At 62.3% G+C, this 13,300-nt stretch carries 13 protein-coding genes; 10 read left to right on the forward strand and 3 right to left on the reverse strand.

Features of this window, described 5'->3' with window-relative positions:
• The first annotated feature begins 1,094 nt into the window (after positions 1 to 1,094).
• Genes bioA through bioB form a run of 4 tightly spaced genes read left to right on the forward strand, consistent with a single transcriptional unit; the run spans position 1,095 to position 5,470 of the window.
• Entirely contained in the window at positions 1,095 to 2,444 is a 1,350-nt protein-coding gene (gene bioA / locus GNZ12_RS06335) for an adenosylmethionine--8-amino-7-oxononanoate transaminase (RefSeq protein ID WP_172309538.1), read from the forward strand.
• Positions 2,444 to 3,628 carry an 8-amino-7-oxononanoate synthase gene (gene bioF, locus GNZ12_RS06340; protein WP_172309539.1) on the forward strand — a complete coding sequence of 395 codons (1,185 nt, stop codon included), beginning with the start codon at positions 2,444 to 2,446 and terminating at the stop codon, positions 3,626 to 3,628. Before bioA ends, bioF begins: the two co-directional genes overlap by 1 nt.
• Entirely contained in the window at positions 3,625 to 4,356 is a 732-nt protein-coding gene (gene bioD / locus GNZ12_RS06345; protein WP_172309540.1) for a dethiobiotin synthase, read from the forward strand. Before bioF ends, bioD begins: the two co-directional genes overlap by 4 nt.
• A 34-nt stretch (positions 4,357 to 4,390) precedes the next feature.
• On the forward strand, positions 4,391 to 5,470 hold the full coding sequence (bioB, locus tag GNZ12_RS06350) for a biotin synthase BioB (protein WP_172309541.1): 1,080 nt from the start codon (positions 4,391 to 4,393) through the stop codon (positions 5,468 to 5,470).
• A gap of 147 nt (positions 5,471 to 5,617) precedes the next feature.
• On the opposite strand, the gene GNZ12_RS06355 is transcribed toward bioB, so the two are convergent.
• Entirely contained in the window at positions 5,618 to 6,643 is a 1,026-nt protein-coding gene (locus GNZ12_RS06355; protein WP_172309542.1) for a sulfate ABC transporter substrate-binding protein, read from the reverse strand.
• A gap of 172 nt (positions 6,644 to 6,815) precedes the next feature.
• The gene (locus GNZ12_RS06360; RefSeq protein WP_172309543.1) at positions 6,816 to 7,418 is read right to left on the reverse strand and encodes an RBBP9/YdeN family alpha/beta hydrolase; all 603 of its coding nucleotides are present in this window, start codon (positions 7,416 to 7,418) and stop codon (positions 6,816 to 6,818) included.
• 316 nt (positions 7,419 to 7,734) lie between these two features.
• Here GNZ12_RS06360 and GNZ12_RS06365 point away from each other — a divergent pair, with 316 nt between their 5' ends.
• From GNZ12_RS06365 to GNZ12_RS06390, 6 genes are all read left to right on the forward strand, one after another.
• Positions 7,735 to 8,676, forward strand: a complete 942-nt coding sequence (locus GNZ12_RS06365; protein WP_172309544.1) for a 2-hydroxyacid dehydrogenase — start codon at positions 7,735 to 7,737, stop codon at positions 8,674 to 8,676.
• Between the two features lie 204 nt (positions 8,677 to 8,880).
• Positions 8,881 to 9,807 (forward strand): hydroxymethylglutaryl-CoA lyase, encoded by a 927-nt coding sequence (locus tag GNZ12_RS06370; protein ID WP_172309545.1) that lies wholly within the window; start codon positions 8,881 to 8,883, stop codon positions 9,805 to 9,807.
• 41 nt (positions 9,808 to 9,848) lie between these two features.
• Positions 9,849 to 10,370 carry a YbaK/EbsC family protein gene (locus tag GNZ12_RS06375; protein WP_172309546.1) on the forward strand — a complete coding sequence of 174 codons (522 nt, stop codon included), beginning with the start codon at positions 9,849 to 9,851 and terminating at the stop codon, positions 10,368 to 10,370.
• Positions 10,371 to 10,374: 4 nt separating this feature from the next.
• The gene (locus GNZ12_RS06380) at positions 10,375 to 10,611 is read left to right on the forward strand and encodes a DUF1289 domain-containing protein (protein WP_172309547.1); all 237 of its coding nucleotides are present in this window, start codon (positions 10,375 to 10,377) and stop codon (positions 10,609 to 10,611) included.
• Entirely contained in the window at positions 10,608 to 11,093 is a 486-nt protein-coding gene (locus tag GNZ12_RS06385) for a MaoC family dehydratase (RefSeq protein WP_172309548.1), read from the forward strand. The genes GNZ12_RS06380 and GNZ12_RS06385 overlap by 4 nt, the downstream gene beginning before the upstream one ends.
• Positions 11,090 to 12,010 carry an MBL fold metallo-hydrolase gene (locus GNZ12_RS06390; protein WP_172309549.1) on the forward strand — a complete coding sequence of 307 codons (921 nt, stop codon included), beginning with the start codon at positions 11,090 to 11,092 and terminating at the stop codon, positions 12,008 to 12,010. Before GNZ12_RS06385 ends, GNZ12_RS06390 begins: the two co-directional genes overlap by 4 nt.
• Positions 12,011 to 12,351: 341 nt before the next feature.
• On the opposite strand, the gene GNZ12_RS06395 is transcribed toward GNZ12_RS06390, so the two are convergent.
• On the reverse strand, positions 12,352 to 13,251 hold the full coding sequence (locus GNZ12_RS06395) for a DMT family transporter (protein WP_172309550.1): 900 nt from the start codon (positions 13,249 to 13,251) through the stop codon (positions 12,352 to 12,354).
• Positions 13,252 to 13,300 lie beyond the last annotated feature (49 nt).

The raw sequence follows: 13,300 nt of genomic DNA on the forward strand, positions 1-13,300 counted from the left end.
CGTGCACTCGCACATTCAGCCCTGGTGACAAAGCCATCATTCTTCCGGCGGCGCTGCGCGCGCCGAAAGGTACTTCACAGAACCGTCTGCTCGTTTCGCGCGTGTGCCTCACTCGGCGCCGCGGCTCGCCGTTGCCTCACCAACGATTCTGCAAAGCGCCTGCGCTTCATTCGAAGTGCGAAGTCACTCCTGTACACGCTGTCGCGACTTGTCGGTCGCTAGAAGCGCCAAGTGGCACTTCCCGAAGCAGATAACTTTTGGCACTTCGCCGCGGCACAGCCGACGGCTTCCAACGCCCTCAAACGAAGCCCTTGGCTTCTCAGGCAGACTCGTCCGAGGCGAAGCCGATGGCTCCCACCGCGCACGAACGAGGCCCCTGGTTTCGCATGCATACCCGTCCGCGACGCACGCGGTGCGGAGTGGGAGCTGATGAGCCCTTTGTCACTGACGCTGAAGGTGCGAGGGCACGGATTCCAGATGCACCACTACCGCAACTGTGCGGGGGACCCACTTAAGAATTAGCGGTTTGAGCCGCTTTCTCTTGCTTACTTCTCTTTGCGGCCGGTGTATAGACCGGAGACATAGCTGCCGGCAAAGAGAAGTAAGTGCCCGCCCCGCACAGGGGCGACGCTAATAAACCAATAACAAATCAAGGAAAGGCCAACACCGTAAGGGCACAACCAAAAAGCGCCGCGAAGGCAGACAAACCAGACAAAGCCCAACGCCGCAGGCATACAGAAGAACAACCGCCGAGCAGGCAAAAAAACAAGCACCCCCACCGCCGGAGGCAAATCCGCACCTTAAACCCCAAATTCCCGCCCATAAGGTCCAACTACTTTGTCGTCGTCAACTCCGTCGATCAGCGACCTTCCGAACAAAACTGAAACGACCTGCATCGAACAGCTGCAAACCCCAGCGCCGCAGGCAAAAACCACCACCCCAACCCCTAGTGCACAGCGCGAAATAAACCGCTAATCTCGATCCCTCACGCCTCCCCAAGGCCGCGCGCAGCGCAAAGAAAAACCCGCAGCGCGAATGAAATGGCCCTAAAAAAGCCAGCCGTGCAACGGCAAAAAGCACCTCGGAGTACCCCTTTGGAAAAGTCAGCATCTCCTGAAGACTGGATCACCCGCAGCCTGCGTGCCGTCTGGCACCCCTGCACCCAGATGAAACACCACGAGCGCCTGCCGCTGATCCCGGTCGCACGAGGCCAGGGCGCGTGGCTCTACGATCGCGCGAACAACCGGTATCTGGACGCGATCAGCTCCTGGTGGGTCAACCTGTTTGGTCATGCCAATCCTCGTATCAATGCAGCGTTGAAAGACCAGCTCGACACGCTCGAACACGCCATGCTCGCCGGCTGCACACACGAGCCAGCCATCGAACTCGCGGAGCGTCTTGGCGCACTCACGAACAACACGCTCGGCCACGCGTTCTTCGCGTCCGATGGCGCATCCGCCGTCGAAATCGCGTTGAAGATGAGCTTCCACTCGTGGCGCAATCGCGGCTTCGCCGACAAGCAGGAATTCGTCTGCGTCGCCAACAGCTATCACGGCGAAACCATCGGCGCGCTCGGCGTCACCGATGTCGCGCTCTTCAAAGACGCCTACGATCCGCTGATCCGCAACGCACATGTCGTTGCATCGCCCGATGCGCGCCTCGCGCAACCAGGTGAAAGCGCAGTCGATGTGTCGCGCCGCGCACTCGATCAAGTTCGCTCGTTGTTCGAAGCACGCGCCTCGAAAATCTCCGCGCTGATCGTCGAGCCGCTCGTGCAATGCGCGGCCGGCATGGCGATGCACGATCCGTCGTATATCGCCGGATTGCGCGCGCTCTGCGATCAGTACGGCGTGCATCTGATCGCCGATGAAATCGCCGTAGGTTGCGGTCGCACGGGTACGTTCTTCGCGTGCGAACAAGCCGGCATCTGGCCGGACTTCCTGTGTCTGTCGAAAGGCATCAGCGGCGGCTATCTGCCGCTCTCGATCGTGCTGTCGCGCGATGAAATTTTCGAAGCCTTCTATCACGACGATACCGCGCGTGGCTTCCTGCACTCGCATTCGTACACGGGCAATCCGCTCGCGTGCCGCGCAGCGCTCGCCACGCTCGATCTCTTCGCAAGCGACAACGTGCTCGCCGTCAACATGCAGAAATCCGCGAAGCTGAAGGCCGCGCTCGCGCCGCTCGCCGAACATAAGCAGGTGCGCAATCTGCGTCAGTGCGGCACGATCTTCGCGTTCGATGCAGTGATCGACGACGCTCAGCAAGCCAAAACATTCTCGCGCCGCTTCTTCGAAAACGCGTTGCAGCGCGAACTGCTGCTGCGTCCGATTTCGACGACGGTCTATCTGATGCCCCCCTACATCCTGGACGACGAAGAAATCGCGCTGCTCGCCTCGCGCACTCGCGACACCTTCGAAGCAACGCTCGCGGAGACCCGCTAATGCACCTGCTCGACACACTCACAGAAGGCCTCAAGGAAATCGACGCGCGCGGTCTGCGCCGCCGTCGCCGTATCGCCGACACGCCGTGCGCCGCGCACATGACGGTCGACGGCCGCGCGATCATCGGCTTCGCAAGTAACGACTATCTGGGCCTTGCCGCGCATCCGCAACTGATCGCCGCCATCGCCGAAGGTGCGCAGCGCTACGGCGCCGGCAGCGGCGGTTCGCATCTGCTAGGCGGCCACTCGCGCGCGCATGCGCAGCTCGAGGACGATCTGGCTGAATTCGCTGGCGGCTTCGTCGACAATGCGCGCGCGCTCTACTTCAGCACCGGCTACATGGCGAATCTCGCGACGCTCACCGCGCTCGCAGGCCGCGGCACGACGCTCTTCTCCGATGCGCTGAATCACGCGTCGCTGATCGACGGCGCGCGTTTGTCTCGCGCTGAAGTGCAGATCTATCCGCACTGCGATACGGAAGCGTTGAGCGCGATGCTCGAGGCCTCGGACGCCGAAGTCAAAGTGATCGTCTCCGATACGGTATTCAGTATGGACGGCGATATCGCGCCCCTGCCGCGTCTGCTCGAACTCGCGGAACAGCATGGCGCATGGCTGATCGTCGACGACGCGCACGGTTTCGGCGTGCTCGGCCCGCAAGGCCGCGGCGCAATCGCCCAGGCCGCATTGCGCTCGCCGAATCTGATTTCGATCGGCACGCTCGGTAAAGCGGCAGGCGTATCGGGCGCATTCGTCGTCGCGCATGAGACCGTGATCGAATGGCTCGTGCAGCGCGCGCGACCGTACATTTTCACGACCGCGTCGGTGCCGGCGGCGGCGCATGCGGTGTCGGCGAGTCTGCGCATCATCGGCGGCGACGAAGGTGACGCGCGGCGCGCCCATCTCCAGCAACTGATCGAACGCACGCGCGCAATGCTAAAAGCGACGCCATGGCTGCCGGTCGATTCGCACACCGCCGTGCAACCGCTGATCATCGGCGCGAACGAAGCCACACTCGACATCGCCGCCACGCTCGACCGTGCGGGTCTCTGGGTACCGGCGATCCGTCCGCCGACCGTCCCCACTGGTACGTCGCGGCTGCGCATTTCGCTTTCTGCCGCGCATTCGCAAGCGGATCTGGACCGGCTCGAAGCGGGCTTGCAACAACTCGGGGCGAAGGCGGCATGAGTAGCTCGAGTCAAAGCGCGCTGTCTCTATTCGTCACCGGCACCGATACGGAAATCGGCAAGACCTTTGTATCCTCGGCGCTTTTGCGCGGTTTCGTCCGCGAAGGCCTGCAAGCCGCCGCGATGAAGCCGATCGCCGCGGGCGCGTTCGAGATGAACGGCGTGTTGCATAACGAAGACGCCGATCAACTCGATGCCGCGTCGAGCGTGTTGCTGCCGCCGGCAATTCGCACGCCGTATCTGCTGAAAGAACCAGCCGCGCCGCACATCGCCGCCGCGCTGGAAAACGTCACGTTCGATCTCGACCATATCGTCGATTGCCACACGCAAGCTCTGAAGCAAGCCGACATCGTTGTGGTTGAAGGCGTCGGCGGCTTTCGCGTGCCGCTGACCGCCACGCAGGACACCGCCGATCTCGCCGTCGCGCTGAAGCTGCCAGTCGTGCTGGTGGTCGGCATGCGCCTCGGTTGCATCAGCCACGCGCTGCTCACCGCCGAAGCCATCGCCGCGCGTGGGCTGACGCTTGCGGGTTGGGTGGCCAACCGCGTCGATCCGGACATGACGTTCCCCGACGAAAACATCGCCTCGATTCGCGAGCATCTTGCGCGCGAACACGACGCCCCCTTGCTCGGCATCGTGCCGCATTTGAAACCGGCTTCGCCCGAACTCGCGGCGGATCAACTCGACATCAACCGACTCCTGCAGACGCTGCGTCACACGCAGCGCTGAACACCCATTACATCCATCCATGAGGATTGACGACATGACGCAACTGAACATCGCTCCGACGCCAGCCGACACGGCCGCCGCCAACAACAACGCAGCAGCAGGTACCAAGCCGATGGCCAAGTGGCGCGTCGCAGACATCGTCGCGTTGTACGAACTGCCGTTCAACGACCTGATGTTCCGCGCGCAGCAAACTCATCGCGAACATTTCGACGCCAACACCGTGCAACTGTCGACGCTTCTGTCGATCAAGACCGGCGGTTGTGAAGAAGATTGCGCGTACTGTCCGCAGTCGGTGCATCACGACACCGGCCTGCAAGCCGACAAGCTGATGCCGGTCGATGAAGTATTGGCTGCCGCTAAGGTCGCCAAGGAAAACGGCGCGACGCGTTTCTGCATGGGCGCGGCGTGGCGCAATCCGAAGGACCGTCACCTCGAACCGATCAAGGACATGATCCGCGGCGTGAAGGCGATGGGCCTCGAGACCTGCGTGACGCTCGGCATGCTGGAAACACATCAGGCACAAGGTCTGCGCGAAGCGGGCCTCGACTACTACAACCACAACCTCGATACGTCGCCGGAGTTCTACGGCCAGATCATTTCGACGCGCACGTATCAGGACCGTCTCGACACGCTGGAACGCGTGCGCGATGCGGGCATCAACGTGTGCTGCGGCGGTATTGTCGGTCTGGGCGAATCGCGCCGTGAGCGCGCCGGCCTGATCGCGCAACTGGCGAACATGGAGCCGTATCCGGAATCAGTGCCCATCAACAACCTGGTCCAAGTGGAAGGCACGCCGCTAACCGGCACCGAAGCGATCGATCCGTTCGAATTCGTCCGTACGATTGCAGTTGCACGCATCACCATGCCGCGCGCGATGGTGCGTCTGTCGGCAGGTCGCGAACAGATGGACGAAGCGTTGCAGGCCTTGTGCTTCCTCGCCGGCGCGAACTCGATTTTCTACGGCGATCAGTTGCTGACTACCAGCAACCCGCAAGCGGAAGCAGACCGCAAGCTGCTCGAACGCCTCGGTATTCGCGCGGAAGCGGCGCAGCAGATGCCGCTGGATCAAAGCGGTTGCGAGCATAGCTGCGATAAGCACGCTGCGCCGAACTAAAGAACCGGACGTTCAGCAGCGTAGCAAGTACGCGCAATAAAAAAGGCCGCCTCGGAAATGCGCTGCACCCGAATCGTTGGACGAATGTCCAACTTTTTAGAGTGCCGTTCAGAAACGAGGCGGCCTTTCTACTTCTAAGGCAGCGCTTTACTTCTTATCCACGATGATCTGATCGAACGTCCCACCGTCGGAGAAATGCGTTTGCTGCGCTTTCTGCCAGTTGCCGAACATCTCTTCGACGGTGAAGGTCTTGATCGGCTTGAACTCAGCCGCGTGCTTCGCGAGCACGTTCTTATCGCGCGGACGCAGATGATGCTGCGCAATGATTTCCTGCGCGGCCGGCGACCATAGATAGTCGAGATACGCCTGCGCTTCCTTGCGCGTGCCGCGCTTGTCGACCACCTTGTCGACGAGCGACACCGGCGGTGCGGCCAGCAAGCTCACCGACGGATATACCGCTTCGAAATTGCCCGCGCCCACACCCGTGTCGATCAACGACACTTCGTTTTCGAACGTCACCAGCACGTCACCGATACCGCGTTGCGTGAAAGTCGTCGTCGCACCGCGGCCGCCCGTATCGAGCACCGGCACGTTCTTAAAGATCGCCTTTTCGAAGTCGAGCGCCTGGGCATCGGTGCCGCCGTGTTGCTTGCGATAACCCCATGCAGCCAGATACGTGTAGCGGCCGTTACCCGAGGTCTTCGGATTGGCGATCACCACTTGCACGCCGGGTTTGGCGAGGTCGTCCCAGTCCTTGATGTGCTTCGGATTGCCCTTGCGCACGAGGAACACCATCGTCGTGGTGTACGGAGCGCTGTCGTCCGGCAGACGCGCGCGCCAGTTGGCGGGTACCAGTTGGCCCTTTTCGGCGAGCAGGTCGATGTCGTTCGGCTGGTTCATCGTCACGACGTCAGCCTGCAGCCCTTGCAACACCGACAGCGCCTGCGCGCTCGACGCGCCATGCGACTGGCGAATCGACACGGTCTCGCCGCTCTTCTGCTTGTATGCCGTGGCGAAGCCGGCGTTGATGTCCTTGTACAGTTCGCGCGTCACGTCGTACGACACATTGAGCAGCGACGTGTCTGCGTGTGCCGTCGAGATGCCGCCGAGCGCGAGCGTCATTGCCGTCATGCCGGCTGCCAGCCAGCGCGATGTCCCCGCCTTGCCTGCCATCCTGTCCCCGCCTATCGATGATGAAAATCTGTGGCCGCACAAACGAGCGGCGTGAAGCGGGATTCTAACGGATTGCTTACTTGTTCACTCACATTCGATTACGCGCTCAGCTATGTGTCTGGTTACTTGATCGCCCGCACTGCGATTGATGCCCAAACGCCGGGTGAAACACTCAAACGAACGCGTGCTGCGCGACCTCGAACGCCTCCTCGCGAAAGCGCAGCGGCGCCGCGCAATGCACCAGCGTGTCGACGAAATATTTGGCACGCGGCCACGGGCCGAATCCCGCCGCGGTGTTGATGTGTCCCGCGTCGCCGAGATTCACGAACGCGCTGCCGAAACGCTGCGCGAGATCGCGTGAACCGGCGAGCGGCATCCACGGGTCGGTTTCACTGCCGATCAGAATCGACGGCACGCCGAGACGCCGCGCGTCGAACGGTCCGGCGAAAGCGAATTTCTCCGGGCTCGCGGGCGCGACGAACAGCACGCCGACGACATCGTTCGCATACGACGCCTGCTGCAGTGCATGCGCGGTCGCAAGGCAACCGAAGCTATGGGCGGCCAGCACGAACGGCCCACGTTCGCGCGCGAGCAGATCGCGCAGCGACCTCGCCCAGACAGCGACGTCCGGGGCATCCCAGTCGGCCTGTTCGACGCGCAACGAGCGTGCGAATTGCCGTTCGAGCCATGTTTGCCAGTGCGCGCCCTCGCTGCCGTGCAGGCCGGGAACGGTAACGAGCCGCGGCGGCCATGTCGATTTGGTGCATGAAAGCATGTCAGTCCCTCGCTGCCGGAATCCGGACAGTGATTGTCCCGCCGGGCGCCGCAAGGGCGAACCAAGTTTTTGTGCTTTGTTTATGGGGCAAATGCACGGCCGATCGCTTCGCCCGGCCGAGCCAGAGGCTCAGGCCTAAACCGCACGCCCGTGCGCAAACGCGCGCGATTCGCGTCGAAAAAGTAGAATGAAGCCTATCCATAAAAGGAGGAGGCCCCATGCCGCAAACGTCGTCTGAAGCGCCACGGGCGTTGCAGCCGTTCTATCGGGCCTCTCCCGTCATCCGACTCGACAACGCGCGCGCCTTCCGGACCGTATGAAAATCCTCTTCTACATGCCGCATGCCGACGCCACCGCGTGGCTTCACGACTTCGCCCGCGTGCTGCCGGAAGCCGAACTGCGCGAATGGCAGACGGGCGACACCGAACCAGCCGATTTCGCGGTCGTGTGGCGCCCGCCGCGCGAGATGCTGGCCAGCCGCGACGGCCTGCGTGCGATCTTCAATCTCGGCGCGGGCGTCGATGCAATCCTCGCGCTCGAACACGAGCAACCCGGCACGTTGCCGCGCAGCGCCCAGTTGATCCGGCTCGAAGACACCGGCATGGCCCTGCAAATGGCCGAGTACGTGACGCATGCCGTGCTGCGCTACCTGCGCCGTTTCGACGAATACCAGACGCTGCAAAGCGAACGCCGCTGGGAAGTGCTCGATCCGCACCCACGCGAGACCTTCACCGTCGGCGTGCTCGGGCTTGGTGTGCTCGGCGCGCATGTCGCGCAAGCGGTCGCGGCGTTTGGAATGCCGGTGCGCGGATATAGCCGCAGTGCGCGGCAAATCGATGGCATCACGACATTTGCTGGCGTTGCACAGTTCGACGCGTTTCTCGACGGCGTGAAAGTGCTGGTGAATCTGCTGCCGCATACGCCGGATACGGGCGACGTGCTGAACCAGCACACCTTCTCGAAGCTCGCGAAGGGTGCGTATCTGATCAACGTCGCACGCGGCGGCCATCTGGTCGAACAGGATCTGCTCGAAGCGCTCGCTAGCGGCCAGCTCGCCGCCGCGACGCTCGACGTATTCCGTGAAGAACCGCTGCCGCCCGATCATCTGTTCTGGCAGGAGCCGCGCATCACGATCACGCCGCACATGTCCGCGCTCACGTTGCGCGAAGAGAGCGTCGCGCAGGTCGCACAGAAAATGTCGGCGCTGATGCGCGGCGAAGCGGTAAGCGGCGTGGTCGATATTGAACGTGGATACTGAGCGCGGATACTGAACACAGACATCGAGCACGGGTTTTGAACACCGCCACCGAATCAAACTGAGCAACTGAAGGAGCGCCGCCACGCGCGGGCTCATTGCGTGGGACCGGAGTAACGCGCTAAAGCGCAAACTCCGATGGACAGCTTTGCATGGGACCGGAGTAAGCGCTAAAGCGCAAACTCCGGTCGACACAGGAGAGACATCATGGCCTTGCCCCAAAGCGTCAAAATCGTCGAAGTCGGTCCGCGTGACGGACTGCAGAACGAGAAGGAATTCGTCCCCACCGCCGTCAAGATCGACTTGATCAACCGCTTGTCGGCAGCGGGGTTCCGTAACGTCGAAGCGGCGTCGTTTGTGTCGCCGAAATGGGTGCCGCAGATGGCCGACGGCGCCGACGTCATGGCCGGCATCGAGCGCCGCGCCGGCACGATCTACTCGGTGCTGACGCCGAATCTGCGCGGTTTCGAGGGCGCGCTCGCGGCGCGCGCGGACGAGATCGTGATCTTCGGCGCGGCCAGCGAAGCGTTCTCGCAGAAGAACATCAATTGCAGCATCGCGGAAAGCATCGATCGATTCGCGCCCGTCGCGCAGGCTGCGAAGGAACATGGCTTGCGAATTCGCGGCAGCGTGTCGTGTGCGCTTGGTTGTCCGTATCAAGGCGAGGTGCCGGTGGCCTCGGTGGTCGATGTGGTGGAGCGTTTCGCGGCCCTGGGCTGCGATGAGATCGATATTGCGGACACGATCGGCGTCGGCACGCCGAAGCGCACGCGCGAAGTCTTCGAGGCGGTCACCCGGGTGTTTCCGCGCGAACGTCTGTCGGGGCACTTTCACGACACCTACGGTCAGGCGCTCGCGAATATCTACGCCGCGTTGCAGGAAGGCATCGAGATTTACCACGCCTCCGTGTCAGGGCTCGGCGGCTGTCCGTATGCGAAGGGCGCGACCGGCAACGTAGCGACCGAGGATGTGCTGTATCTGATGAATGGCCTCGGCATCGAGACCGGCATCGATCTCGCGCAAGTCGTGGCGATCGGCGATTTCATTTCGACATCGATCGGCAAGCCTAACGTCTCGCGCGCCGGCAAGGCACTGCTCGCCAAAGCACGCAGCGAACAAGGCGACTGCGTCTGACGGTCGCCGCTCATCCTGCCAATATTTGAGGACCTGAAACGATGACGGACCACGCTTCTCTCGATTCCGACGATCTCGCCGCCTTGCCTGACTCCGCGCGCCGCGTCGCCCAGTTGTTGCGTGAACGCGGCCACGCGGGACGAATCGTAATGCTGCCGGAAACCGGCAAGACTTCCGCGGAAGCGGCAGCTGGTCTCGGCTGCTCGGTTGCGCAGATCGCCAAATCGATCCTGTTTCGCCGCCGCAAAGACGATGTCCCGGTACTGGTGGTCGCGAGCGGCGCGAATCGCGTCGACGAAAAGAAGGTCGCGGCGCAAGTCGGCGAGATCGGCCGCGCGGATGCGAAGTTCGTGCGCGAGAAAACCGGTTATGCGATCGGCGGCGTGTGCCCGATCGGTCACGCCACGAAACCGATCACGCTGATCGATGCCGATCTGCTGGAACTCGACAGCCTGTGGGCCGCCGCGGGCCATCCGCATGCGGTGTTCAATCTGACGGCGCAGGAACTGATTGCGTTGACGGGTGCACCGGTGGTCGACGTGGCGCTGCGCGAGACGGCGTGAAGCTATGACAGCGGGCATCGATAACGAAGACGACGAGGCTGCCGTGCCGTCACCCTGCATCAGCGTGTGCAAGATGGACGCCTCGACCGGCTGGTGCGAAGGCTGCTTGCGCACGATCGACGAGATCGCCGGCTGGTCGTCGTTCGACGACGACGCGAAGCGCGCCGTCTGGGATGCAATCGAGGAACGCCACGCTGAGTTCATGGCAAAACAGGCGAACCCGGCGAAGGCGCAGCGATGAACGCCGCGCCGCGCATCGTGACGATCGGCGAGACGTTCAGCTCGACATTGGCGCTATCGGCGGAATCGGTGAAATCGTTCGCCACGCTCGTCAACGACTTCAACCCGCTGCATCACGACGACACCTATGCCGCGCAAAGCCGCTTCGGGGGTTTGATCGCATCCGGCACGCAACCGACCGCGTATTTCATGTCGCTCCTGGCGACGCATTTTTCGACCTACGCGCAGCCGCTCGGACTCGAGTTCGATATCAAGCTGAAGAAAGCGGTCCATGCGAACGATACGCTGACGATCACCTGGCGTGTGCGCAACGCGTACTGGAAGCCAAGTCTGAACGGCGATCTGACGCATCTGGAGGGAAGCGTGGTAAATCAGCGCGGCGAGACGATGTTGACCGGCACCTCGACAATCCTGGTGATGCCGAAACCCGAAGCATCGGCGAATTCAAACGCGGACACTAACGCGGACACAAGCGCACCATGATCACGCTACCAGAATCGATCCGAGTCTTCGAACGCGGCTGGCTGTCGTCGAACAACGTGCTGCTGGTCGACGACACGTGTGCCGCCCTCGTCGATACCGGTTACGCGACGCATGCGCCACAAACCGTCGCGCTGGTGCTGCAATCGCTCGGCGCGCGACCGCTAGATCTGATCGTCAACACACATCTGCATTCGGATCACTGCGGCGGCAACGCGCTATTGCAGTCGGCGTGGCCGTGCCGTACCGCGATTCCCGCATCCGAGGCCGACGCGGTACGCCATTGGGACGAAACGCGTCTGACGTTTCGCGCCACCGGCCAGCGCTGCGAGCGTTTCACCTTCACTGAGACGATCTCGCCCGGCGCGCAGCTGCGGCTCGGCGCGCTCGATTGGCAAGTGCTCGGCGCTCCGGGTCACGATCCGCATTCGTTGATGCTGTATTGCGAGGACGAACGCATCCTGATCAGCGCGGACGCGCTGTGGGAAAACGGTTTCGGTGTGATCTTTCCCGAGTTGGAAGGTGAAAGCGGTTTCGCCGAGGAGCAGGCGGTGCTCGAAGCCATTGCGAAGCTCGACGTCCGGCTCGTGATTCCCGGCCATGGCTCGCCCTTCACGAATGTCGAGCAGGCGCTTGAGCGGGCGTTTTCACGCGTCGCGTGGCTACGCGCCGATCCGGCGCGTAATGCGAAGAATGCGCTGAAGGTGTTGATTGTATTCAAGCTGCTCGAAGTCCGCGCGATGAGCTTCAACACGTTGCTTCAGATGCTCGACGATGCCGCCGCGATGCACGCCGCCGCCGCGATGCTCAAGCCGCGAGGCGAATGGTCCACCTTGGTGCACACGATCGTGGAGGAGTTGGCGGCCAAAACCGGGCCATTGGAGATCGATGGCGAGCGCGTCGTCGCACGCCAGGCTTGACGCGCGCCGCGCAGGCGGTCGGGTGGCAAGCGGCGTACGACACGCACAACACCTAAAGCGTCGCCACAAAAAGAAAACCGCTCGACCATCAAGGCGAGCGGCGGAAATTCTGTCGGACGTGATCAGCGTCGGGGTGAATGATACGCGCACCGGTTTTTTGACCGCATCAGTGGTTTCCCTACAAAAGCTTGACGCTGCCTTTTAAACCTGTATACAGGCCACGCTACGAAGCCTCGTAGTCGTGCGGGCTGACCATCATTGCTCATTGACACAAACAAGGCAGCGCGCCGGTTGCTCCGGAATCCATACTATTGCCGGCCGGTTGACCGGCACTTCAATCACTAGGTCGAGGACAGACGTTTCTGCGGCACGATCCGCCAGCCGAGATTCACGCCTGCGGCCGCGAGCAGGATCAGCACCGCACCGAGCACCTGAATCCACGCAAGCTTCTGCCCGAACGCGGCCCGGTCAACGATGATCGCCACCACCGGATAGATGAACGACAACGCACCGGTCATCGAGGTCGGCAGTTTCTGGATCGCGCCGTAGAGCAGCACATACATGAGCCCCGTGTTGACAATACCGAGCACGATCAACTCAAGCCAGTGCACGCCGCTAGTCGGTAGCGCATCGAAGCGCACGAACGGCGCCAGCATCACGACACCGAGCAATACCTGGATCAGCGCAATCAGATGCGGCGGCGTGCCCTTCAGGCGCTTCGTGATGATCGACGAGACCGCGTACATCGCCGCCGCGCCCACGGCATAGGCGACACCGGTCAGATATTGACCCGGCACGGCCAGCACCGCGGGCTCGACCTTCACCACGAACACGAGGCCAATAAACGCGATCACCAGCCAGGCCACCGTCGACGCGCTGATGCGCTCACGAAACACCAGCGCGCCGAGCGCGACCAGCATGAACGGCTGCGTGTTGTAGACGGCGGTTGCCATCGAGATCGAGGCGCGCGAATAAGCCGCGAACAGCAACACCCAGTTGATGACGATCGCCGCGCCGCCGAGCAGCGCGAGGCCGAGCATCTTCCACGAAAAGAGCTTGCGCCTGAACAGGCCGAGCACGGCGCACACAAGCGCCAGCGTCGCGCCGCCGAAGATGCACCGAAAGAACACCACATTGAACGGGCTCTGCTGCGACGACACCACCAGCCAGCCGATGGTGCCGGACATTAGCATGGCCATGGTCATTTCCGCCGCGCCGCGGCGAATCTCATTTGACGCCATGATTCGATCCTCGAATTGATTGCTGCATGAGGAGCAGTGTAATTAATTC

It is taken from the genome of Paraburkholderia solitsugae, assembly GCF_013177695.1.
Classification (GTDB): Bacteria; Pseudomonadota; Gammaproteobacteria; order Burkholderiales; family Burkholderiaceae; genus Paraburkholderia; species Paraburkholderia solitsugae.